This is a genomic window from Citrobacter sp. Igbk 16, from assembly GCF_028069755.1.
Lineage (GTDB): Bacteria > Pseudomonadota > Gammaproteobacteria > Enterobacterales > Enterobacteriaceae > Citrobacter.
Genome location: NZ_JANEWJ010000031.1, coordinates 18,333 through 42,743, shown reverse-complemented (window position 1 = coordinate 42,743; position 24,411 = coordinate 18,333). Strand labels below are relative to the sequence as shown.

Sequence of the window (24,411 nt, the reverse complement as noted above, 5' to 3'; positions counted from 1 at the left end):
GAATGCGTTTGCATCATGGTGTTGGAATAAAACGGGCGCGACGCACCCGCTTAAGGATTAATTCGCAAGAATTTCGTGTTACAGGCAGGCGGCAAGCTTATGAATCCCCGGGAGCTTACATAAGTAAGTGACCGGGGTGATTAAGCGTAGCCAACGCACCTGTAGCGCAAAAGGCGTAGCGAATTTTAGATTTTACCAACCAGGTCCAGAGACGGAGCCAGAGTGGCTTCGCCTTCTTTCCACTTAGCCGGGCAAACTTCGCCAGGGTGGGAAGCGACATACTGTGCAGCTTTAATTTTGCGCAGCAGGTCAGACGCATCACGGCCGATACCTTCAGCGGTAACTTCGATTGCCTGGATGATACCTTGCGGGTCAACGACGAATGTTGCACGGTCAGCCAGACCTTCATCTTCACGCATGTTGTCGAAGTTACGGGTCAGGGCGCCAGTCGGGTCGCCGATCATCGCATATTTGATTTTCGCGATGGTTTCAGAGCTGCTGTGCCATGCTTTGTGAGTAAAGTGAGTGTCGGTAGAAACAGAGTAAACGTCCACACCCAGTTTCTGCAGTTCTTCGTAGTGGTCAGCAACGTCACCCAGTTCGGTCGGACATACGAAAGTAAAATCAGCCGGGTAGAAGAAGAAGACACTCCAACGACCTTCGGTATCTTTCTCGGTTACTTCGATGAACTCACCGTTTTTGAACGCCTGGTTTTTGAAAGGTTTAATTTTGGTATTAATCAAAGACATCTGTACTTCCTCCGTGTTTTCGTTGAGGGATAAGTTAACGAAAATCATTGATAAGGGCTAATGCGTTTCCTTTATCAAATCAATAAGCGTTAACTAACAACCGACTCAACCGCATTTTGTAAACCCTATTCTAAAAGTAAAAAAGGCTCCCTTTGCAGGGAGCCTCATTACCCGAGTTACCCGCAAGTAACTTCAGTGCCAGCAGAACTGGCTATGTGTTGCGCTCTACATTACCTTAACCAAGGTCGTAACAGCGATTGGGATTACATCACCCAACTACCGAAAGGGCAATCGACAGACTGTCGATCTTACCTATGGCTGCGATAGGTTTTGCAACTTAACTCCCTTTCCTTCTAATTTTATAAGGAAAATCAATGTTTAAACGTACATTACTCTTAGCTCTGCTCCCTGCTGTCGTCCACGCTGAAGAGCTTCCTGCCCCTGTTAAAGCGATTGAGAAACAGGGCATTACGATTTTGAAGCCGTTCGACGCCCCTGGTGGTATGAAAGGGTACCTGGGCAAATACCAGGACATGGGGGTCACTATCTATGTCACGCCTGATGGAAAACATGCGATCTCCGGCTACATGTATAACGAGAAAGGTGAAAACCTGAGCAATGCGCTGATAGAAAAAGAAATCTATGCACCTGCCGGGCGCGAGATGTGGCAACGAATGGAAAAAGCGTCGTGGATTCTGGACGGCAAAAAAGACGCTCCGGTTATTGTGTATGTGTTTGCCGATCCATTCTGCCCATACTGCAAACAATTCTGGCAACAGGCACGTCCGTGGGTTGAGTCCGGCAAAGTTCAATTACGCACGCTGTTGGTCGGCGTGATTAAGCCCGAAAGTCCGGCAACCGCTGCGGCCATTCTGGCAAGCAAGGATCCCGCTAAAACCTGGCACGACTATGAAGCTTCCGGCGGTAAAATGAAGCTGACAATGTCAGCAACGCCACCTGCCGAGCAGATGAAGACGCTGAATATCAACCAAAAATTAATGGACGATTTAGGTGCCAACGTCACACCCGCCATTTATTACATGAGCAAAGATAATACACTGCAACAGGCAGTTGGTTTACCCGATAAAGAGAAGCTGGATATTATTATGGGAGCCAAATAGATATACGCAACGAATGATTGATTGATATCATCTTCATATCAATCAATCTTCTTTCCATATCAATCAACGCATTAGCACTTTTTACCGCAAAAATAACCCTACCTGTGCTATTTTAGTATTATTAAACTATTCATTAAGTTTTATATGTATACGCAATGATAATGCATTACAACTTACACATAACAAAAAAGAATATTTCACAACAAAACTCAAACAGGAATTAGCGTATGGCTAACCTTTACGACCTCAAAAAATTCGATCTCAACTTGCTGGTTATTTTCGAATGTATCTATCAAAATCTGAGCATAAGCAAGGCCGCCGAAACGCTGTTTATTACTCCCTCAGCCGTTAGCCAGTCGTTACAAAGGCTGCGTGCACAATTCAATGATCCTCTATTTATTCGTGCAGGAAAAGGTATTACGCCTACCGTAACGGCGGTCAACCTGCATCATCATCTTGAGAACAATCTCAACAGTCTGGAAGAAACAATAAACATCATGCACAGCTCCAGTCTGAAGAAAAAATTTGTTATTTACAGCCCGCAAATTATCAATAACACGTACGTAACTGAGTTAATTCAATTTATCAGGGAAGACCAATATGTTGAAATTGAACACCATGACATATTGATAACATCGGAAACAGCGGAGGATCTGCTAGCCTACCGTAAAGCAGATGTTGTCATCACCACATCACCGGTTGTTAATCGCTCGATTATATACACGCCATTCAGAACGGTCGAAACCGTATTAGCCTGTAGCAAAAACCACCCCAGGATACATGATAAAGTGACTTTAAATGAAATACTTGAGGAGCAATTCACACAACTTATCACTGACGATGCCGGTGTGAAAGAGTACCATTCTGAAGCAAATTCTTTTATGTCTAATCGTAAGACAGGATTTTGTAGTGATTCGCTAATATCAATTATCAACATTATATCCCACACGGATATTATCGGTTTTCTTCCCAAAGTCACTTTTGAACTGTACGCCCCTCTGTTAAATTTAAAAGAGGTCAACACAAACCTTAAATTACCATCAATGGATCTATTTTTAATGTATAACCGGGCATCGCTCAACAATAAAAACTTCGAAGAATTTATCACTAAAATAAGTGAAAGAAACAAACAGAGCATAATACCCCACTGAGAAAATATTATTACAGCAAATAAGAACAACATTTAAATATATTACGTGAATATATTTAAATGTTGCACGCCGCGTAAATTAGCCTATCTTATTGCAAGCATATATTAGAAATGTCACTTTTTATTCATTCAGTATGGACTTGCTATGTCTGTTTACAAAATCCCACTGAGTCAGAGCGTTCTGGAAGCCGCTCAGGAACGCATCACCTGGACTTTGGAAACACTGCCTCGCGTGTGCGTTTCATTGTCCGGAGGAAAAGACTCCGGACTCATGATGCATCTCACCGCCACTCTTGCGCGCCAGTTACATAAAAAAATCAGCGTATTGTTTATTGACTGGGAAGCGCAATTCTCTTGCACTATCGACTATGTTGAAGCGCTACGAGAACGCTATTCTGACGTTATTGAACGCTTTTATTGGGTAGCAATACCGCTCACCACACAAAATTCTCTCTCACAATTTCAACCGGAATGGCAGTGCTGGGAACCCAATACACAATGGGTGCGACAACCACCAGCCGATGCGATTACCGATCCCAGTTTCTTTCATTTCTATCAACCCGGCATGACCTTTGAACAATTCGTTCGTGAGTTCGCTGACTGGTTTTCAGAAAAACGCCCTGCGGCAATGATGGTGGGTATCCGTGCCGACGAGTCATATAACCGTTTTGTCGCCATTGCCCATTCACGTAAGCAGCGTTTTGCCGATGACAAACCGTGGACTACCGCCGCGCCAGGAGGGCATACATGGTATATCTATCCAATGTATGACTGGAAAACAGCCGATATCTGGACATGGTTTGCAAAAACAAAAATGTCATGCAACCCCTTGTATAACCTGATGTACCAGGCCGGAGTTCCAACACGATATATGCGTATTTGCGAACCCTTTGGCCCGGAACAACGCCAGGGGCTGTGGCTGTATCATGTTATTGAGCCACAGCGATGGGCAGCCATGTGTGCCCGGGTTAGCGGTGTTAAAAGCGGCGGGATTTACGCCGGTCATGACAATCATTTTTACGGCCACCGTAAAATATTAAAACCAGAGCATTTAAGCTGGCAAACGTATGCCATGCTGCTATTAGACAGCATGCCGGAACAGACCGCAGAACACTACCGCAACAAAATCGCCGTCTATATACAGTGGTACAAGAAAAAGGGGATCGATGAGATTCCTCAATCCCAAGAAAGCGATATTGGTTCTAAAGACATCCCCTCATGGAGACGGATCTGCAAAGTACTGCTGAATAATGACTACTGGTGTCGGGCACTCTCATTCAGTCCCACAAAAATGAAAAACTATCAGCGTTATAACGAACGTATGAAAACCAAACGCCAGGAATGGGGGATCTTATGCAACGACGACTAACTCAGGAACTCACCGGTTTTCTTTCTGGTCTTTCAGAAGAAGAACGAATCGAAGCAATCAATGAATTCAGGATGGCAATCCATAGTGTCAGTCCTTTCCGTGAAGAACCGGTAGACTGTGTTCTGTGGATCAAAAATAACGCAATTTCACCAAATGATTACAACCCAAATAACGTTGCGCCGCCGGAGAAAAAGTTATTGCTGAAATCCATTGAAGCCGATGGCTTCACACAGCCGATCGTTGTGGTTCAATCAGCCCAGGAAGAATATGAAATCGTCGATGGATTCCATCGACATGAAATCGGCAAAAACAAATCATCGCTAAAATCACGCCTGAAAGGCTATCTGCCCGTTACCTGCCTACAACGCGGGCGTCATGAGCGCATGGCGGCGACAATCCGCCACAATCGAGCCCGTGGGCGGCATCAAATCCATGCCATGTCAGAAATCGTTCGTGAATTATCACAATTAGGCTGGAGCGAAGAGAAAATCGGTAAAGAGCTGGGAATGGATAGCGACGAAGTCTTACGTCTGAAGCAAATCAACGGTCTGCAAGAGTTATTTGCCGACCGTCGATTCTCCAAAGCCTGGACGGTGAAGTAGCGCAATCACGCCGCTAAAGCGCAACCAGCCGTTCTGCCGCTGCCAGCAGCGTCGATTCTTGCTTCGCAAAACACAGGCGAATCAGCTTGTGTGGGAAAGGATCGGCGCAGAAAACGGACAGCGGAATCGCCGCCACACCGACCTCCTTTGTCAGCCATTGGCAAAATTCCACATCATTGAGATCAGAAACAGCACTGTAATCAATCAGCAAAAAGTACGTCCCTTCGCAGGGCAGTATTTCCAGCCGACTGTCACGCAGTGCATTCACCAGCACATCACGTTTTCTCTGATAAAACGCGGGCAGCTCACGGTAGTGCGTCGGATCTTCGCGCAGCATATCCGCCAGCGCCAGTTGTGCCGGCGTGTTGACCGAGAAGGTTAAATACTGATGGACCTTACGTAACTCCGCGCTGATAGCCGGTGGCGCAACACAGTACCCCACTTTCCAGCCCGTCATATGATAGGTTTTGCCAAATGATGAAACGGCAACTGCGCGCTCCCTTAGTTGCGGATGCGCCAGCACGCTGGCATGCCCATGCGTGGCAAAACAGATATGCTCGTAGACTTCGTCACTGACAACATAAATCTCATGCCCGTTAATAGCCTGCCATAACGCCTCAAAATCCGCCTTCTGCCATACCGTAGCCGAAGGGTTATGCGGCGTATTTAGGATCACCAGCCGCGTGCGGTCACTGATTAGCGCAGCAAATTCCTGCCAGTCGACGCGAAAAGACGGTGGTTGCAGCGCGATGCGTTTAACCACGCCACCGGATAATGCGATCGCAGGCGCATAGCTGTCGTAGCTCGGGTCAAAACATATCACCTCATCACCGGGACGTACCAGCGCCGTAATGGCGGCATACAGCGCTTCTGTTGCCCCTGCCGTAACCGTCACGTCACTGTTTGCATCCGGCTTGTAGCCATACAGTTCGGCGGTTTTATCGGCAATGGCTTCTCGCAGCGGTTGCACACCCGTCATCGGCGCATACTGGTTTGCGCCATGCGCGACATGATATGCCAGACGTTCCTGCAAGAAATGTGGACCATCAAAATCAGGAAATCCCTGCGAGAGGTTAATCGCCTGGTGCTGCTGCGCCAGCGCGCTCATTTGCGTGAAAATAGTGGTGCCCAGATTAGGCAGTTTGCTTTGCGGAATCAGCGGGTTATTACTCATTATTGTTATCCCAGCGTGTAATGTTGTGGTTGAAGCCACTATAGCACGATGCTAGTATTTGGCAATCAAGACGTTCAGACGTCTATATAAAAATAACCTGCCTGGACAGGACAGTCAAAAGGACAACACAACATGAGTAATACCGAGATTCGCGTCGTCACCGGCCCGGCCAACTATTTTTCCCATCCCGGCAGCCTGTCGAGACTCAACGATTTTTTCACCAAGGATCAACTCTCACGCGCCGTCTGGGTATATGGTGAGCGCGCTATCGCTGCAGCCCGGCCTTATCTGCCTGAGGCCTTTCAACTTGCCGAGGCTAAACGTCTGCTGTTTACGGGTCATTGCAGCGAAACCGATGTTGCTCAACTGGCAACAGAGTCAGGAGACGACCGTAGCGTGGTGATTGGCGTGGGCGGCGGGACATTGCTCGACACCGCCAAAGCACTGGCGCGCCGCCTTGGTTTGCCCTTTGTGGCAATCCCAACCATTGCCGCCACCTGTGCTGCCTGGACGCCGCTCTCCGTGTGGTACAACGATGCAGGTCAGGCACTGCATTTCGAAATTTTCGATGATGCCAATTTTTTGGTGTTGGTAGAGCCGGAGATCGTGCTTAATGCACCAGACGCGTATTTGCTGGCCGGTATCGGGGATACGTTGGCGAAATGGTACGAAGCGGTTGTGCTCGCCCCACAGCCTGAAACCTTACCGCTGACCGTACGTCTGGGCATCAACGGCGCACTGGCGATCCGCGATGTTCTCCTTCAGAGCAGCGAGCAGGCGCTGGCAGATAAACAGCGTGGTGAATTGACCCGTGCATTTTGCGACGTGGTGGATGCGATCATTGCTGGCGGTGGTATGGTCGGCGGTCTGGGCGAGCGCTATACCCGCGTAGCAGCGGCACACTCAGTGCATAATGGCCTGACCGTCCTGCCGCAAACGGAGAAGTTTTTACACGGCACTAAAGTGGCGTACGGCATACTGGTGCAGAGCGCGCTGTTGGGACAAGATGATGTGCTAACGCAATTAATTACCGCTTATCAGCGCTTCAATTTGCCAACCCGGTTGGCTCAACTGGAAGTGGACATCAATAACCGCGCCGAAATCGATAAGGTGATCGCGCACACTCTGCGCCCGGTGGAGTCCATTCATGCGCTGCCGGTGAAGCTAACACCGGAAACACTGCGTGCGGCATTTGAGAAGGTAGAGACGTTTACGGTGTGACTATGGTGCAGGTTGCCTGATGGCGGCTTCGCCATATCAGGCCTACGGCCAATGCAATGTTGTAAGCCGGATAAGCGTTAGCGCCATCCGGCAAAAATTCAACAGCACTTCGCGCCGCCTTTACCCCCATAGCGCGCATCCTGGCGCTCGCGGAAAAATTCTTCATAAGTCATCGGTACCTGGTCCGGGTGCGTAACACGCATATGCTCAACATAGTTGTCATAATCCGGCACACCAATCATCAATCGGGCAGTTTGCCCTAAATACTTCCCAGCTTTAGCGAGTGTTTCAAACATAGTGATTCCCTGTCGTACAAACGCCCTCCCCATTAAGGAGAGGGCTTTTTCGTTAAGAGAATATTAGTGCGCGCCTTTCGCCTGCGCCACAATCTCTTCAACATTCTCGGGCATCGGTTCGTACGGTGTTTCTTTCGACGTTGGTTTGTCCTCTTTCAACGCTGCCAGTGCAGTTTTAATGGAGAACAGACCCAGTACCACCACGACCACCATGAAGAAGATAGTCAAGCCAGCATCAAGACGGTTGTTAAATACCAGTTGCGTCAGCTGCGACTGAGTGTACTGCGCCGGAATGTTACCGCTGTCGATCATCGCCTGGAACTTGTTAGCGATAGCCAGGAAGCCGATTTTCGCATCCGGGCTAAACGCTTTCTGCCAGCCCGCAGTCAGCGTACAAATCAGCAGCCAGGCGGTTGGCACCAGCGCCACCCACGCGTAGCGCTGACGTTTCATCTTGAACAGTACGACCGCACACAGCATCAATGCCATACCGGCCAGCATCTGGTTCGCGATACCGAACAGCGGCCACAAGGTGTTGATACCGCCTAACGGATCGACCACGCCCTGGTGCAGGAAGTAACCCCAGGCCAGTACGCACAACGCGGTTGCCAGCAAGTTCGCCGGTAGCGAGTCGGTCCGTTTCAGCCCCGGTGAGACGACGCCCAGCAGATCCTGCAGCATAAAGCGCGCGGCACGGGTACCCGCATCAACCGCCGTCAGGATGAACAGGGCTTCAAACAGAATGGCGAAGTGATACCAGAACGCCACATCCATCATGCCGCCCAGCGCACCGTGCAGAATGTAAGCCATCCCAACGGCCAGCGTCGGCGCTCCGCCTGCGCGGGAAATAATGGATTGCTCACCCACTTCATTGGCAATTTGGTGCAAGGTGTCCGGGGTAATCGCAAAGCCCCAACTGCTAACGACCTGCGCCGCAGAAGCGACCACATCCACCGTACCCGCAGGGGCCAGCACCGCCATCGGGCTGTTCATCGCAAAATACACGCCCGGATCGATGATACATGCGGAGACCAGCGCCATAATGGCGACAAAGGACTCCATCAGCATCCCGCCGTAGCCGATAAAGCAGGCCTGGCCTTCATTCGCCAACATCTTCGGTGTGGTACCGGATGAGATCAGCGCGTGGAAACCAGAGACTGCACCACAGGCAATGGTAATAAACAGGAATGGGAACAGGTTACCCGTCCATACCGGACCGGTACCGTCAACGAATTTGGTTAACGCAGGCATCGTCAGCGTTGGACGCATGATCAGAATACCCACCGCCAGACCAACAATGGTACCAATCTTCAGGAAGGTCGAGAGGTAATCTCGCGGTGCCAGCAGCAGCCATACCGGCAACACGGCAGCCACGAAACCGTAGCCCACCAGCATCCACGTCAGCTGTACACCAGTAAAGTCAAAATACGGTGCCCAGGTCGGGCTTTCCGCAACCCAGCCGCCGGAAATAATGGCAAAAACAAGGAATACCAGACCGATGACTGACACTTCGCCAATACGCCCCGGACGCAAATAGCGCAGGTAAATCCCCATAAAAATCGCCAGCGGGATGGTGAATGCGACGGTATAGGTTCCCCACGGGCTGTGCGTTAGCGCTTTCACGACGATCATTGCCAACACGGCAAGGATAATCACCATGATCATAAAACAGGCCACCAGCGCAATCACGCCGGCTGTAGGGCCCATCTCTTCTTTCACCAGTTCGCCAAGGGAACGACCATCGCGACGGGTAGAAACAAACAGCACCATAAAGTCCTGCACCGCGCCAGCCAGCACTACCCCGGCGAGCAGCCAGATCATCCCGGGCAGATAGCCCATTTGCGCCGCCAGCACCGGCCCAACTAACGGACCCGCTCCGGCAATTGCCGCAAAATGGTGACCAAACAGTACTTTTTTATCGGTAGGAACGTAATCGAGCCCGTCGTTATGGCGCACGGCTGGCGTCATACGCGTCGGGTCCAGCGCCAGCACATTTTTCGCGATGTACAGGCCATAGAAACGGTAAGCGATAAGGTAGACACAGACCGACGCGACAACTATCCACAACGCGTTGATCTGCTCACCACGGTTTAACGCAATATAGCCGAGGGCAAATGCTCCCATCACGGAGAGCAATGTCCAGACGAGGTACTTCCCTGATTTGTTCATAGTTGTTATCCGTTGTCTGATCCAGAGAGATGTTACATTTTGTTTCTATAACATCTTTTCTGGATTTAACAACCTGACAACCATGCAAACCCGAAGTATCACTGAGTATTTACATTGCATTGTTAACTAGATCACTTCATTTACCTGTTAACCCTGCAATTTCATTTTACTTTGTCGGGTGGCTTCACCCCATCACTGCCGTACCTAAACGACAGGTGCAGCAGCGCCGCCCCTGCTCATCAAAGATGACGATTTCCCAGCTTTGATTCTGTCGCCCGAGATGCAACGGCTGGCACACACCGCGCACTTTCCCCTGCGATACTGCGCGGTGATGCGTGGCGTTCAACTCGGTTCCCACCACACACTGCCCATCGCGAGTCATCAGATAACCCGCCATTGACCCCAACGTTTCGGCCAGCGCCGCTGACGCCCCACCGTGCAACAGACCAAACGGCTGATGCGTGCGGCTATCTACCGGCATTTCGGCTTCCAGCACATCGTCTCCCAGTCGGGTATAGACAATGTCTAAATGCGCCACCAGCGTGTTCTGGCTGGTAGCATTCAGTTCATCAAGCGTTAAATGTCGTTTCCAGATCACCGTCATGCTCCCAGTGTCGAACCGCCATCGACCACAATGTCCTGCAACGTAATATGGCTGGCCAGATCGGAGGCAAGGAATAAGATGGTGTTGGCAATTTCCTGAGGACGGGCGATTTTCCCCAGCGGTATACCGAGCTTATACTGCTCGCCAAACCCGCGAATACGCTGCTGTTCCGCATCATCACTCACCCACAGCGTGCGCTGCATGTCAGTGTCGGTCGAGCCCGGCGAAACCACATTACAGCGTACTCCGCTACCCGCCAGCTCCAGCCCGACCGTCAGCGCAAGACTTTTCAGTGCGGCTTTTGATGCCCCATATGCACTCATACCGATTCGCGGCGTGTGCGCAGCATCGGATGCGACAGTGACAATCGCCCCCCCCTGCTGACGACGAAACTGCGCCATCGTCTGCTGAAACAGGTTGAACGCACCGCCCACGTTAACGGCGAAGGTCTGCTGCCAATCCTCAAACCTCAGCGCATCGGTTGGCCCCATGCGCAAAATCCCGGCAGCATTGACCAGCACGTCCAGCCGCTCGGTGTTCGCCAGCAAGCGCTCGCACACCTGCGCCACCTGCGGTGCATCCGCCACGTTCATCACCTCAGTGGCAAACGGATATTCTTCACCGTCAAACGCCAGATCGAAGCCGGTCACCTGCGCACCCGCGTCAACAAACGCCAGTGCCGTGGTGTAACCAATCCCTTTTCCTGCCCCAGTAACCCAGACCGTTTTACCGGTGAAATCAAAACCGGTCATGACGCCACCTCGCGGGAGAGCAGTTTCCACCAGGCGTCAATCGTTGGGTTTTTCGCCAGCATCACAAAGTCGATATCACCATGCACTTTCCGCCAACGGGCCGCCAGCGCCATCATGCGCACGGAATCCAGCCCGTAGTCGATCAAGTTTTCGTCATCCATTGGCTCTTCAGACTCATCGAGCAGCGGCAGAATCACGCCGCGCAGCGCATCTTTGCTGGCCGGAACAGGCGTCGGCAATAACTCCTGGGTCATCACCACACGACCGGAACGCCCCGCCACGTATTTCAGCGACATCAGGTGTTCATCACGGCTAAAATCTGCCAACGCATCAGCGACCATAAACGGCTTAATATCACGCATGAAGGCATCAGTCGCGGTGGTCATGCAGCCAATATGCGCATACACGCCGGTGATGATAAGCTGGTTACGCCCGGTGTCTCTTAGCATCTGCTCCAGCGGCGAACGATGAAACGCGCTGTAACGCCATTTAACCAGAATGGTATCCGCTTCATCCGGCGCCAGCGCATCGACGATTTTTTGCTGTTCCGGCGAGCGCGTCAGGCCCGGTCCCCACATGTCGTTCAACAACGCACGGTCTTCATCGCTTTGTTCTTTCGGCTGCGCAGTGTAATAGACCGGAATATTATGTGCTTTACAGTACTGACGTAGCGCGGCGATGTTGGCCACGACCTGTGCCATCATCGGGCAGTTCTCGCCCCAAAAGCCGATAAAATAGTCCTGCATGTCGTGGATTAGCAGCGCGGCGCGTTCTGGTTCAAATGCCCAGTCAACTTTATTTGCCGGAACATCAAGCGCCGTTGGCAGCGCATAAGCCTGCAGTTTAGGAATTGCCATTTCTTCTTCTCCTTCAGGCCGGTGAACGTGATGCCAGCCACTGACGTAATTGTTTTTTATCCACTTTGCCGACCGGGGTCAGCGGCAATGACTCAACGCACTCGACACGGTCCGGCAATTTGAATTCCGCCACGCCCTGTTCGCGTAGAAAACGACGGACCTGTACTGCACGCAGCGGCTCTTTAACCACCAGACAGGCGCAACTTTTCTCGCCCATCAGCTCATCGTCCATACTGACCAATGCGGCATGGATCACCATTGGGTGCCGCAACAGCAGGTTTTCAATCTCTTCTGCGGCGATCTTCTCTCCGCCACGGTTGATCTGATCTTTCTCTCGTCCCTGCACCGTGATGTAACCATCCTGATCGATGGCGATCAGATCGCCAGAGCAATAGAATCCGTTAGCATCAAACGCGCTGGCGTTATGCTCAGGGCTATTGAAGTAACCGCGGAAAGTGTACGGACCGCGCGTCATCAGGCGTCCCGTCGCGCCCTGTGGTAACGGATTCCCGTCAGCATCTGCCACCCAGACCTCATCGTCAGGGCACATCGGCCGGCCCTGGGTATTGATAATGCGCTCCGGGCTGTCATCCAAACGGGTATAGTTCACCAGCCCTTCCGCCATACCGAAGACCTGCTGCAACTGGCAGCCAATCTCTTCCGGTATGCGAGCGGCAAGCGAAGCCGAAAGCCGTGCGCCCCCCACTTGCAACAGTTTCAGCGAAGCCAGTTGTGTGTTACTACCCCACTCCTGAATTGCCTGCAGCCACAGACTCACCGCTGGCGGTACCAACGCCGTCACGTTTACCTGATGCTGTTCAATCAACGGAAAGCACAACGTCGCGCTCGGGTCTGCCGCCAGCACCACAGTTCCCCCCGCGAGGAAAACGCCCAGCGCACCTGGCGAACTCATGGCGTAGTTATGCGCGGCCGGGATCGCGCATAAATAGCGGGTCTCAGCGGTGAAATGGCAAATCTCGTTACTACGGCGCACGCTGTAGTAGTAATCATTGTGGGTGCGTGGAATCAGCTTTGGCGTCCCGGTCGTGCCGCCGGAAAGCTGAAAGTAAGCCACTTCATCAGCCGGTGATGGTGTCGCGGTAAACGCCGTTGCAGGTTGGCTTATTGCCGTTTGCAGATTGTGTTCGCCGTCATCATTGAGCAACTGAACCACGCGCACTGAATTGTGTTCGGCAACAAAGGTATTCAGAAAATCATCGCCACTGAATAACGCATGCTGGCGATCGGCAATCAGTAACACCGGTTTGATTTGCGTTGCGTAGGCGTTGAGTTCGTTGCGCTGATGGCTAAACAGTGCCAATACGGGGGCTACGCCCAGTTTGAGCAGCGCAAAGAAAGTGATATACAGCTCAGCCACGTTACCTAATTGCACCAGTGCGGTCTCGCCGGGTTTGATCCCCTGGCGACGCAGGCTGCAGGCAAGATTATCCGTCGCCTGGTTTAACTGGCTGTAGCTAAGATGGCGTTCCCCGTCAATCACCGCCGTATGGTCGCTATCGGCATGACGGGCCAGAATGTCGGTCAGCGGCAAATCCTGCCAGTAGCCTTTTTCACGGTAGCGGCGGGCAAACTCTTCCGGCCAACGGGTGAAAGGAATACTCATTATTGCTCCTTAGAGCCTGTCGATAAGGCCTGAATAGCCTGGTAGACCAGGCGCTTAATGCAGTCCAAAAACATTCAACATGGTGGATAGCTTGGCACCCGTTTCACGCCACTCCGCAATCGGTGACGAGGCGGGCACAATGCCGGCTCCGGCGAAGAAACGTACCTGATTACGCAGCAGTTTCGCACAGCGGATCGTCACCACCCATTCGCCGTTGCCTTGCGAATCACACCAGCCAACAATGCCGCCGAAAAGTTCGCGATCGAACGGCTCCAGTTCAGCAATCAGTTTCTGAGCAACCTGATGCGGGAAGCCACTTAGCGCCGGTGTTGGATGCAGCAGACAAGCCAGCGTCAGTGCGTTTTCCTGGGCATTGGCTTTACCTTCAAACGGGGTACCGAGATGCCAGAGCGTGGGCGTGGTGACCAGTTGCGGAGACGAAGGAAGTTGCAGCTCACTGCTGCGATCGCGCAGAACCGCTTTCATCGCCTGGGTGACCAGCTCGTGTTCATGGCGATCCTTCTCGGAAGCTAACAGACGGATCCCCGCCTCCCGGTCCAGAACATCGTCCGGTTGGCGACGTGCAGATCCCGCCAGCGGCAGCGAACTGAAATGGTCGCCTTCTTTGCGTAACAGCAATTCCGGGCTGGCGCCGATCAGTACACCGCCATCGTCGATGGGCACATGGAAGTTGTAGCTTGCCGGGTTTTGCGCGATCAGCCGCTCCAGCAGTGCACCACTGTCGATATTGGCGTCGGCGGTCACATCAATCAGGCGTGACAGCACCACTTTGTCGACTTCCGGCGTTGCCGTCAGCGCCGCTGCTCTGGCGACCATATCTTCGAAAAAATCCTGCTCAGGAATCGATTTACGCTCAACGACATTCAGCGACTGATGGGCAGTAAAGTAACGCGCTGATTGCTGCTTTGCCGTGCGTGAGAAGCTTTGCCATGATTGGGGAATAAACAGCGACGAGGGCTGGCGGGTGTCAAAGGGAATGGCCCCGACCATAATGGGGTTTGCGATGCCCTGCGATTTGGCCTGCGCAAACAGTTTGTGCATTTTCTGTTGGAAAGGGCTGTCTGGTGAATCACCATCAATTGCCGGTTCCGCATAGCGGGCGAAGCATCCTGACGTCGTAAAACTACGATACGGCGACATAAAGAAAAAACTGTCGGGAGCGAGAGTTGCCATAGTCTGCGTTTTTTCCTCGGCCAGTGACGTGTCCATATCATCCTCCATAAAATGATAAAGGCTCTAATAATGATTATCATTTATATTTTCGGTCGCTAACCTAAAAGCAAAGCGTCGGTATGTCAACTCTTGTGGTAACACAATGTGCGACTTAGGCTTGCATCCCTGACGCGTAACAATGAAAATGAGAAGCATTAACTACATTGATAACAGGAAGCTTATTTGTGAGATTTCCCGCGTTTTACCGCACTGCGCTGTTACTGGTTGGACTCGCTATTTCAGGAATTTCTTTAAGCCATGCCGCTGACTGGCCACGCCAGGTTACCGACAGTCGTGGCACGCACACGCTGGAACATAAGCCACTGCGCATTGTTTCCACCAGCGTCACGCTCACCGGTTCTCTGCTCGCCATTGATGCGCCTATCATTGCCAGCGGTGCCACGACACCGAATAACCGTATCGGTGACGCTCAGGGCTTTTTACGCCAGTGGAGCGACGTCGCCAAAGCACGCAAACTGAGCCGCCTGTATATTGGCGAGCCGAGCGCCGAAGCCGTTGCAGCACAAATGCCGGACCTGATTCTGGTCAGCGCCACCGGGGGAGACTCCGCGCTTGCGCTGTACGATCAACTGTCCACCATAGCCCCTACGCTTATCATTAATTACGACGACAAAAGCTGGCAGTCACTGCTGACACAATTAGGTGAAATCACCGGGCAGGAGCAACAGGCAGCGGCGCGTATTGCTGAGTTTGATAAGCAACTGCTCGCGGTAAAGCAACGTATCACCCTGCCGCCACAGCCGGTCAGCGCGCTGGTGTATACCGCAGCCGCGCACAGCGCCAACCTGTGGACGCCGGAGTCCGCGCAAGGCAAGCTGATGGAACAGCTCGGTTTCACGCTGGCACCGCTACCTGCCGGACTACATACCAGCCAGAGCCAGGGTAAACGTCACGACATTATCCAGCTTGGTGGTGAGAATCTGGCGGCCGGCCTGAACGGTGAAGCGCTGTTCCTGTTTGCAGGCGACAGCAAAGATGCCGAGGCGATTTACGCTAACCCACTGCTGGCACATCTGCCTGCCGTGCAAAACAAACGCGTTTATGCGTTGGGCACGGAAACCTTCCGTCTGGATTACTACAGCGCGACGCTACTGCTGCAACGCCTGTCGGCGCTCTTTTAATGGCTATCGCCGGATACAGCTAACGCCTTATCCGGCTTACAAACCGTAGCGCACACCGCTATCAGGCATTCACAGGTATCTGTCGGAAACGACGAAGCTCGCTTAACAACAGCAGCAGCAACAGACCGACAATCACCAACCCAAACCCACTGACGCTTGCCGAGGCCGCAGGCGTCATCATCGCCCCCAGCCCCCCTAACAGCGCCGCGCCAATCGCATCACCGGTTACGTTCTGCGCGGTCCACAAACCGTTAATTCGCCCGAGCATCGCTTCCGGCGTCTGCGTCTGCAACAGGGTGTACTGCAACAAAGAACTGACCGCACTCAGCCAGCCAAACAGCGCCAGACAAACAACGCCCAGCTCCCAGACCGGCATCAAGCCGAACAGGCCGATAGCCAGGAAAGAGGCCACGGTTGATGCCAGCATAATCAGGCCAGGACGCACGCTGTGTGCCAGTTGCCCGCTGGTTAAAGCCCCGATGGCCGCGCCCAGGGGAATAGCCGCATACAGTAACCCAATCTGAGCGCTCGACATCTGCCAGTTAATCGCCAGTGCCGGGTACAATACACGTACCGCGCTCGCCATGGTCAACAGACCACCGAGCAGCGCAATGCCGCCAATCAGCGGGCTGGCGAACAGAAAACGGAACGCCGCCACCAGCGATGTCAACGGATGTTCACGCGGTTGTGGCGGAGGTGGTAAAGCGGGAAGGCTCAGCAATGGCAGCAAGGTAATGAATGTACCCGCCGCCGCCAGGCCGTAGTTCCAGACCACGCCCCCGGTCGCCAGCAGCACCCCACCAAGCATTGGCGAAATCACCGATCCCAGACGCACCGTCAGCATGGTAATCGCCCCGGCTTGCATCAGATTTTCACGCCCGACCAGCGCAGGTGTCGCCGCCAGCAGTGCGGTGACACCCAGCGAGGCAAAAAAGCCATCCCATAAACCCAGAACATAGATAGCCAGCAACGACGGTTCGGGCAGCAGCGCGTTCAGGCACAGGCCAATAAAACCGATACCACAGGTTCCGCGGGCCAGCAGGATCACCTTTTTGCGCTCATAGCGATCGGCCAGTACGCCACCCACCATCAGACCAATAAACATGGCGCTCCCGGTCAGCGTAACCGACAAACCCACCTGCCAGGTCGACTGGGTCATCATCTGGATCTGTACCGGGACCGCAACCCCCAATAGCCCCAGAGAGACAATGGAAATAAAACGGGCGAGGAAAACAGCGCGAAATGCAGGATGGGTCTTTAACAGGCTGAGATTAAGCAGCCAGGATTGTCGATTCATTACAGAGCCTTACCAGGTACTTTTTCAATATCCATTCGATGGCTGCACATGCTAACATATCCAAATAAGATCGATAACGATAATTACTATCATTATCAGGGAAGTTGATATGTCATGCTCTGTTTCCGCGACACGCGCCTTCGCCGTGCCCGGACTATTGTTACTCCTTGTTCTCACCACGGCATTAAGTCTGGTTATTGGCGCAAAGTCGCTGCCCGCCTCCGTGGTATTTGATGCACTCACCGGCAGTTGTCAAAGCGCCGATTGCACCATCGTGCTGGACGCGCGACTCCCGCGTACGCTGGCAGGGCTCCTCGCAGGGGGGGCGCTGGGCCTGGCGGGTGCGCTGATGCAAACGCTCACCCGCAACCCGCTGGCCGATCCGGGTATTCTTGGCGTCAATTCCGGGGCCAGCTTCGCGATTGTTTTAGGCGCGTCGCTGTTTGGCTTTTCCTCCCCGCAAGAACAACTGGTAATGGCTTTTTCCGGGGCTCTCGCAGCCTCACTGATTGTGGCTTTTACCGGTAGTCAGGGCGGCGGACAGCTCAGCCCGGTACGCCTGACATTGGCCGGTGTTGCGTTGGGTGCTGTTCTGGAAGGGTTATCTACCGGCATCGCCCTGCTCAACCCGGATGTCTACGACCAGTTGCGTTTCTGGCAAGCCGGTTCACTGGATATCCGCAGCCTGCAGACGCTGAAAGTCGTGCTGGTCCCGGTCCTGATTGCCGGTGCTGTCGCGCTGTTTCTTAGCCGTGGTCTGAATAGCCTCAGTCTGGGAAGCGACACCGCAACGGCGTTGGGCAGCAAAGTTGCGCGTACCCAGTTTATCGGCCTGTTGGTGATTACCGTACTGTGCGGAAGTGCGACCGCCATCGTCGGCCCTATCGCATTTATCGGCCTGATGATGCCGCATATGGCACGCTGGCTGGTGGGCGCAGATCATCGCTGGTCGCTGCCCGTCACTCTGCTGGCCACCCCTTCTCTGCTGCTAATAGCCGATATCATCGGTCGTCTGATTGTGCCCGGCGAACTGCGCGTCTCGGTCGTCAGCGCGTTTATCGGCGCGCCGGTTCTCATCTTCCTGGTACGCCGCAAACAGCGCGGAGGTGGCGCATGATGCATCTCTCCCGTCGCCTGATTATCAGTTGTCTGCTGCTGGTCGTCGGTTGCCTGGCCGTTGGATTGTGGAGCCTGCGCAGCGGTGCCGTTATGCTCGAGACCCAGCAAATTATTGCCGCCCTGCTCGGCGATGCACCGCGTAGCATTACGCTGGTGGTGACCGAGTGGCGATTACCACGCGTGTTGATGGCGCTGCTGATTGGCGCGGCGCTGGGCGTTAGCGGCGCGATATTCCAGTCATTGATGCGCAACCCGCTGGGTAGCCCGGACGTGATGGGTTTCAATACCGGTGCCTGGAGCGGCGTACTGGTCGCAATGGTGCTGTTTGGTCAGCATCTTACCGCTATCGCGCTGGCGGCCATGCTCGGCGGGGTCCTGACTTCGCTGGTGGTCTGGGCGCTGGCCTGGCGCAACGGCATCGACACCTTCCGACTGATCATCATCGGGATCGGCATTCGCGCTATGCTGGTGGCCTTCAACACCTGGCTGCTGCTGAAAGCGTCCTTAGAAACTGCGCTGACCGCCGGGCTGTGGAACGCCGGATCGCTCAACGGTCCGACCTGGGCGAAGACCTGGCCTTCAGCGCCGCTGATTATCGTGATGCTGGGGTGCGCCGCGCTGTTGGTACGTCGCCTGCGTTTACTGGAAATGGGTGATGACAGCGCCTGTGCGCTTGGTGTCAGCGTTGAACGCTCACGTCTGATGATGATGCTGGTCGCAGTGGTATTGACCGCTGCGGCCACCGCGCTGGCAGGCCCTATCTCGTTTATTGCCCTGGTGGCCCCACATATCGCGCGTCGGCTTAGCGGCACGGCACGTTGGGGATTAACGCAGTCGGCGCTGTGCGGTGCCCTGTTACTGCTGATGGCCGATTTATGCGCTCAGCAGCTCTTTATGCCTTATCAGCTTCCGGTTGGCGTTGTCACCGTAAGCCTCGGCGGTATTTACCTTATCGTCTTGTTAATTCAGGAGTCCCGCAAAAAATGACCGAATCAGTAGCCCGTTTGCGTGGCGACCAGTTAACGCTGGGTTATGGCAAATTTACCGTGGCGGAAAACCTTAATGTCGCGATCCCCGATGGTCACTTCACTGCCATTATTGGACCCAACGGTTGTGGAAAGTCCACGCTGCTGCGTACATTGAGTCGTCTGATGACGCCCGCGCACGGCAACGTCTGGCTCGATGGTGAACATATTCAACATTACCCCAGCAAAGAGGTCGCACGCAGAATTGGTCTGCTGGCGCAAAATGCCACCACGCCAGGCGATATTACCGTGCAGGAGCTGGTTGCTCGTGGGCGTTACCCACATCAACCTTTATTTACCCGCTGGCGTAAAGAAGATGAAATCGCGGTAACCCACGCGATGCAGGCCACGGGGATCACGCATCTGGCGGCGCAAAGTGTGGATACCCTCTCCGGCGGTCAACGCCAACGCGCGTGGATAGCGATGGTGCTGGCACAAGAAACGTCGATTATGCTGCTCGACGAACCGACCACCTGGCTGGATATCAGCCATCAGATTGATCTGCTGGAGCTGCTGAGTGAGCTAAACCGGGAGAAAGGTTACACGCTGGCCGCTGTTCTGCACGATCTGAATCAGGCATGTCGCTATGCCACTCATCTGATTGCACTTCGTGATGGAAAGATCGTTGCCGAGGGTGCGCCGAAAGAGATTGTCACAGCAGAGCTCATTGAAAAAATCTATGGGCTGCGGTGTATGATTATCGACGATCCGGTTGCCGGAACGCCGTTAGTGGTCCCGCTAGGACGTACAGCAAACAGGTAAATCGTGCCACCTCCGCAGAGGTGGCGAGTCCATTTATTGGATATCTTTGAGCACGTCACGCATGACTGGCCCAATCTTCTCGAAAGCCATCGGCGTAATGATATCGACGTGCGCGCAGTCCTGGCGATAAACATCCAGACTGGAAATCCACGGCGACCAACTGAGTTCCGGGCTGACTCCCGGCGGTAACGTGCGTTCAGCAACAAACAGCGTCGCGTGTCCCGCAAAAGGTACGCTATGTGCCGTACTCAGCAGTCGAACCGCATCGGCGTAGTTACCTTCGATAGCGCTAAACAATGCGTCGGACGCATTACCCTGTTGAGCCATCAGAAACGCCTCCCGCTCACGATCAATTTCCGCCAACACTTCCGGGTCGAGTCCATTGGCCTCTTTTTCCGACCAATTTTGCGTTTCCGGCGGCCAGGTATCCAGCAGACCGAGAAACGCGACCGTTTCTCCGCGCGCGTGTAATCGGGCAGCAATGCCCTGTGCCAGCGTACCGCCCAACGAGTACCCAATCAGATAATAAGGCCCATGAGGTTGCTGGCGAAGTAACGTTGCCAGGTGCTGTTCGCACACCGCATCCAGGTTTTCTGCTGTCTGCATCGGGCCATCCGGTCGCGGCGACTGGATACCCATAATCGACCACTGTGGGGGAAGGTAGCGCGACAACACGCTAAACTGCCAGGCGAAACCCGATGCCGGATGGAAGCAGAACAGCACAGGGCCATCGCTTTCACGCAGCGGCAGCAGCGTTTCAAATCCCAGCCGTTGCGACTGCTCGTCATCATTGCTATCCAGCAATGCGCTGAGCTGTTCGACGGTCGAGGCCACCATAATCTGCCCAGGCGTTACCTGGCGCGCAAAAATGCGACTCAATTGTGCCGCCAGCTTCATCGCCAGCAGAGAATGCCCGCCAAGCGCAAAGAAATCCGCTTCAACATCATTGACCTCACAACCCAGCAAGGCCGTAAACGCCTGAGCAATCGTGGTTTCAGTCCCTGCTCGCGGCGCCCGCCCTTCCTGACGTGACGTCAGTTGTGGCATCGGTAACGCTTTACGATCCAGCTTGCCGTTGGCGCTGAGCGGAAGCTCCGCCAGTTGCAGCAGCACTGTCGGTACCATATGTGCAGGCAGGGTTGCGCGCAGATTCTCGCGCAATGCCGGAATATCCAGCGGTAAACCCGATTGTGACACCAGATAGCCCACTAACTGGCGCGCATCGCCGCCTGTCGCTACCGCCTGATTGAATACGCAGGCATGGGCAACAGCATGCTCAACATCAGGCAACTGCTGCATCACCCGATCAATCTCGCCCAGTTCAATACGCTGCCCACGGATTTTTAGCTGGTCATCACTGCGCCCAAGATATTCCACAGCCCCATTTTCCAGCCAGCGCGCCACGTCTCCGGTACGGTACATACGTTCGCCAGGGTTAAAGGGATCGGCAATAAAACGGCTCGCCGTCAGATCTGGTCGGCCGAGATATCCCTGCGCCAGTTGGATCCCCGTCAGGTACAGATCACCGGCGACACCAATGGGCACTGGACGCATCATGGCATCGAGGATCCGCAAACCGGTATTCCAGACCGGATAGCCGATGGGTACGCTGTTGCCGGTCACGGCAGCGAGTTCCTCACCCCAGGCTGGATACCAGCTGACATCTACCGCCGCCTCGGTTGGCCCATACAAATTGTGCAGCGGTGCATGGGTCAGTTGCTCCCATTCGCGGCACAACTCTGCCGGCAGCGCTTCACCGCTACAAAACACCTGTTTCAACGTGGAGCAGCTTTCCCGCGCCGTTTCTGGCGTCAGTGAGGTCACAAACGCCGCCAGCATCGACGGTACAAAGTGCGTTGTCGTTACCCCAAACCTCGCGAAGAACTGTTGCATCGCCAGCGGGTCACGATGTGCCTCTGGTTCAGCCATCACCAATTTTGCGCCGGCAATGAAGGGCCAGAAAAATTCCCAGACCGAAACATCAAAGCTGCATGGCGTTTTTTGCGCCACCACATCGTCGACTGTCAGCGGATAGTGATTCTGCATCCATAGCAGGCGGTTAACGATGGCGGTTTGCCCCACCATCACCCCTTTTGGTCTGCCCGTCGAGCCTGAGGTGAAGATGATATAGGCCGTATGATTTGGTCGTGATAATGCTAATGGTGTGTCATCTTGCTCTGGTAGCGGCGCGGTGTAGCACAAGCTTTCCAGCCCAGGGATATCGCTAAAACGAACCCGTTGTTCATCAGTGGTGATAAGCAACGTAGGTTTAGCGTCTTCCAGCATCATCCGCAGGCGATCATCCGGATATCCGGTATCCAGCGGTAACCAGGCGGCCCCCGCTTCGACGATACCGTGCAGCGCCAGCGTCAGGAAAACGGAGCGCGGTAAGGCAACCGCCACACTGTCCCCAGGGCGCACACCGCGTTCGCGCAGCAGTTTTGCCAGTGCCACCACCTGCTGACGCATTTCGCGATAGCTAAACTGATAGCGGGCATCGGCCAGCGCCGGCGCATCCGGTGTTTTGCTGGCTTGCCCAGCCACCAGCGCACTCAATGTAGTGGAAGGGAGTGTCACTGCCGTATTGTTAATCGTCGCCAGCTGTTCGTGCTCGGACGCCAGCAGCATCTCCGCATCCCCGCAGCGTAGCGCCGGATTTGCGGCAAATTGCGCGATAAGCGCCGTTAAACGCGAAGCATGTTGTGCCAACGTAGCGGCGTCATATCGCTGCTTATTCGCCAGAATTTCAATGCTCAGCCCACCGTTTTCATCCGGGAACAGCGCCAGTTCCAGATCGTTAACCGGCCCCGTCGCCAGCGTATGGGTTTGTGCCTGCACGCCAGGAATATTCAACTGATAGTCAAAGATCTTCACGTTCAGCACCGGGCCAAACAGCGGTTCAGCCCCGGCCGCACGCCCGCTGTCACGGACAATTTGTTCGGCATCATAGCGCTGGTGTCGGCGCATTTTCTTCATCTGGCCGGCCAGCCGTTGCGCAAGCGCAGGGAGACTTTCTGCTGCATCAAGTCTCACGCCAAAGGGCAGGACATTTAACACCGGTCCAGTAGCGGTAAGCGCCGCTGATCCCATGCGGCGCATAAAGATAAACCCGGCGGCATAGTCCATTCGGCTGCATAAACGACCGAGCCACAATGCAACCAGCGCCAGCGCCAGATCCGCACGCTGAACATCTGGCATACGCGACGCAAGCAGGCGGAATGAACCTTCAGGTGCCGTTAACTTCATCCGAATAATATCCGCGCTGGCTGAGCGACCCGGCAGCGGTTTGTTCGACAATGAAGCCGGCGGCGGCAGTTGTTGGCGTTGCTCAGCCCAGAATGCGCGATCACGTTGCCAGGCATCGCTTTGACGATACTGTTGATACTCTTCCACGACCTCGGCAAACGGCGTAAATGGCGAGGCTGGCGTGGATTCACCGCGCAGCCACGCTGTGTAAATGGCAGCAATCTGGCGGGTAATAGCTGGGAAACTAAAGCCATCAACCAGTAAGTGATGATAGCGTTGATACCAGTACCAGCGTTTATCTCCCACCTGAATGAGCAGATGGAAGACCAGCGGCTTGCCGCCGTCAACGCGCAGATCCTGTTGCAGATCCGCCCGCATCAACGCACGCGCCGCTTCGTGCGGACTGGATTCATCGCGTAAATCGAGAATGTCAGGTTCAGCAAAGGTGAGCGTAGGATCAACCCATTGCCAGATTTCACCGTTATCCTCAGTGAACTGCATCCGCAGGGTATCCGCATGCTCCAGACCGGCCACGACCGCCTTTGCCAGAAGTGGTGCATTCAGTTCACCGGTTAATTCGACATAGTGTGCAACGCTCCACGCCGAGGGCAATGTGGAGAGCTTTTCTGCCATCCAGATCCCTGGCTGGGCCGCAACTAAGGGTAAGCGCTGAGTCATTGCGCCTCCTGTACATCGACATAGTTCGCTGGCGTCAGCGTGGTCCAGTTCGCATCCAGCCATTGCTGGCAGACTTCCTGCGACTGCGGTTCACACGCAACCGTCCAGCCAGCAGGAAGTGAACACTGCTGAGGCCAGAGGCTGAATTGACGTTGTGGGTTTTGCAGAATGTAAAACTGTCCCTGCGGGTTATCGAAGGGGTTACTGAATTCCATACTCAA

General features: G+C 54.0%; 21 protein-coding genes. 9 read left to right on the top strand and 12 right to left on the bottom strand.

Annotated elements, in window-relative coordinates:
- Window positions 1–185: 185 nt before the first annotated feature.
- Window positions 186–749 carry an alkyl hydroperoxide reductase subunit C gene (ahpC, locus tag NNO03_RS18165; RefSeq protein WP_002894394.1) on the bottom strand — a complete coding sequence of 188 codons (564 nt, stop codon included), beginning with the start codon at window positions 747–749 and terminating at the stop codon, window positions 186–188.
- A 374-nt stretch (window positions 750–1,123) separates the two neighbouring features.
- On the opposite strand from ahpC, the gene dsbG reads away from it, so the two are divergent.
- The 4 genes from dsbG to NNO03_RS18145 all read left to right on the top strand — a co-directional run bounded on the left by dsbG (window position 1,124) and on the right by NNO03_RS18145 (window position 4,991).
- Window positions 1,124–1,870 (top strand): thiol:disulfide interchange protein DsbG, encoded by a 747-nt coding sequence (gene dsbG / locus NNO03_RS18160; RefSeq protein WP_271442582.1) that lies wholly within the window; start codon window positions 1,124–1,126, stop codon window positions 1,868–1,870.
- A 227-nt stretch (window positions 1,871–2,097) separates the two neighbouring features.
- Window positions 2,098–3,021: a LysR family transcriptional regulator gene (locus NNO03_RS18155; RefSeq protein ID WP_271450169.1), complete on the top strand. Its 924-nt coding sequence runs from the start codon at window positions 2,098–2,100 to the stop codon at window positions 3,019–3,021.
- Between the two features lie 144 nt (window positions 3,022–3,165).
- Window positions 3,166–4,389 carry a phosphoadenosine phosphosulfate reductase gene (locus NNO03_RS18150; protein WP_271441932.1) on the top strand — a complete coding sequence of 408 codons (1,224 nt, stop codon included), beginning with the start codon at window positions 3,166–3,168 and terminating at the stop codon, window positions 4,387–4,389.
- A complete protein-coding gene (locus tag NNO03_RS18145; RefSeq protein ID WP_202039179.1) occupies window positions 4,374–4,991 on the top strand; it encodes a ParB/RepB/Spo0J family partition protein in 618 nt (205 codons plus the stop codon). The genes NNO03_RS18150 and NNO03_RS18145 overlap by 16 nt, the downstream gene beginning before the upstream one ends.
- Window positions 4,992–5,004: 13 nt before the next feature.
- On the opposite strand, the gene NNO03_RS18140 is transcribed toward NNO03_RS18145, so the two are convergent.
- Window positions 5,005–6,165: a pyridoxal phosphate-dependent aminotransferase gene (locus NNO03_RS18140; RefSeq protein WP_271450168.1), complete on the bottom strand. Its 1,161-nt coding sequence runs from the start codon at window positions 6,163–6,165 to the stop codon at window positions 5,005–5,007.
- A 132-nt stretch (window positions 6,166–6,297) separates the two neighbouring features.
- Between NNO03_RS18140 and NNO03_RS18135 the strand changes: the two genes are divergently transcribed.
- Window positions 6,298–7,386 carry an oxidoreductase gene (locus tag NNO03_RS18135; RefSeq protein ID WP_271450167.1) on the top strand — a complete coding sequence of 363 codons (1,089 nt, stop codon included), beginning with the start codon at window positions 6,298–6,300 and terminating at the stop codon, window positions 7,384–7,386.
- Window positions 7,387–7,484: 98 nt separating this feature from the next.
- On the opposite strand, the gene NNO03_RS18130 is transcribed toward NNO03_RS18135, so the two are convergent.
- The 7 genes from NNO03_RS18130 to entC form a co-directional block, all read right to left on the bottom strand.
- A complete protein-coding gene (locus NNO03_RS18130; RefSeq protein ID WP_202039182.1) occupies window positions 7,485–7,682 on the bottom strand; it encodes a YbdD/YjiX family protein in 198 nt (65 codons plus the stop codon).
- A gap of 63 nt (window positions 7,683–7,745) precedes the next feature.
- Window positions 7,746–9,851: a pyruvate/proton symporter CstA gene (gene cstA / locus NNO03_RS18125; protein WP_271441929.1), complete on the bottom strand. Its 2,106-nt coding sequence runs from the start codon at window positions 9,849–9,851 to the stop codon at window positions 7,746–7,748.
- 184 nt (window positions 9,852–10,035) lie between these two features.
- Window positions 10,036–10,449 carry a proofreading thioesterase EntH gene (entH, locus tag NNO03_RS18120; RefSeq protein WP_137384535.1) on the bottom strand — a complete coding sequence of 138 codons (414 nt, stop codon included), beginning with the start codon at window positions 10,447–10,449 and terminating at the stop codon, window positions 10,036–10,038.
- Between the two features lie 2 nt (window positions 10,450–10,451).
- Window positions 10,452–11,207, bottom strand: a complete 756-nt coding sequence (gene entA, locus NNO03_RS18115; RefSeq protein WP_271450166.1) for a 2,3-dihydro-2,3-dihydroxybenzoate dehydrogenase EntA — start codon at window positions 11,205–11,207, stop codon at window positions 10,452–10,454.
- The gene (locus tag NNO03_RS18110; RefSeq protein WP_271450165.1) at window positions 11,204–12,064 is read right to left on the bottom strand and encodes an isochorismatase; all 861 of its coding nucleotides are present in this window, start codon (window positions 12,062–12,064) and stop codon (window positions 11,204–11,206) included. Before NNO03_RS18110 ends, entA begins: the two co-directional genes overlap by 4 nt.
- 13 nt (window positions 12,065–12,077) lie before the next feature.
- Entirely contained in the window at window positions 12,078–13,688 is a 1,611-nt protein-coding gene (gene entE, locus NNO03_RS18105) for a (2,3-dihydroxybenzoyl)adenylate synthase EntE (protein ID WP_271450164.1), read from the bottom strand.
- A 54-nt stretch (window positions 13,689–13,742) separates the two neighbouring features.
- Entirely contained in the window at window positions 13,743–14,918 is a 1,176-nt protein-coding gene (gene entC / locus NNO03_RS18100; RefSeq protein WP_271450163.1) for an isochorismate synthase EntC, read from the bottom strand.
- 188 nt (window positions 14,919–15,106) lie between these two features.
- Here entC and fepB point away from each other — a divergent pair, with 188 nt between their 5' ends.
- Window positions 15,107–16,063, top strand: a complete 957-nt coding sequence (gene fepB, locus NNO03_RS18095; protein WP_271450162.1) for a Fe2+-enterobactin ABC transporter substrate-binding protein — start codon at window positions 15,107–15,109, stop codon at window positions 16,061–16,063.
- 61 nt (window positions 16,064–16,124) lie between these two features.
- On the opposite strand, the gene entS is transcribed toward fepB, so the two are convergent.
- Window positions 16,125–17,360 carry an enterobactin transporter EntS gene (entS, locus tag NNO03_RS18090; protein ID WP_202039188.1) on the bottom strand — a complete coding sequence of 412 codons (1,236 nt, stop codon included), beginning with the start codon at window positions 17,358–17,360 and terminating at the stop codon, window positions 16,125–16,127.
- 109 nt (window positions 17,361–17,469) lie between these two features.
- Here entS and fepD point away from each other — a divergent pair, with 109 nt between their 5' ends.
- Genes fepD through fepC form a run of 3 tightly spaced genes read left to right on the top strand, consistent with a single transcriptional unit; the run spans window position 17,470 to window position 20,266 of the window.
- Window positions 17,470–18,477, top strand: a complete 1,008-nt coding sequence (gene fepD / locus NNO03_RS18085; RefSeq protein ID WP_271450161.1) for a Fe(3+)-siderophore ABC transporter permease — start codon at window positions 17,470–17,472, stop codon at window positions 18,475–18,477.
- Window positions 18,474–19,466 (top strand): iron-enterobactin ABC transporter permease, encoded by a 993-nt coding sequence (fepG, locus tag NNO03_RS18080; RefSeq protein WP_271450160.1) that lies wholly within the window; start codon window positions 18,474–18,476, stop codon window positions 19,464–19,466. Before fepD ends, fepG begins: the two co-directional genes overlap by 4 nt.
- On the top strand, window positions 19,463–20,266 hold the full coding sequence (fepC, locus tag NNO03_RS18075) for an iron-enterobactin ABC transporter ATP-binding protein (RefSeq protein ID WP_271450159.1): 804 nt from the start codon (window positions 19,463–19,465) through the stop codon (window positions 20,264–20,266). The genes fepG and fepC overlap by 4 nt, the downstream gene beginning before the upstream one ends.
- A 33-nt stretch (window positions 20,267–20,299) precedes the next feature.
- Here fepC and entF read toward each other — a convergent pair whose 3' ends face one another.
- Entirely contained in the window at window positions 20,300–24,190 is a 3,891-nt protein-coding gene (gene entF / locus NNO03_RS18070) for an enterobactin non-ribosomal peptide synthetase EntF (RefSeq protein ID WP_271450158.1), read from the bottom strand.
- Window positions 24,187–24,405 carry an MbtH family protein gene (locus tag NNO03_RS18065; protein ID WP_137379192.1) on the bottom strand — a complete coding sequence of 73 codons (219 nt, stop codon included), beginning with the start codon at window positions 24,403–24,405 and terminating at the stop codon, window positions 24,187–24,189. Before NNO03_RS18065 ends, entF begins: the two co-directional genes overlap by 4 nt.
- Between the last annotated feature and the right edge of the window lie 6 nt (window positions 24,406–24,411).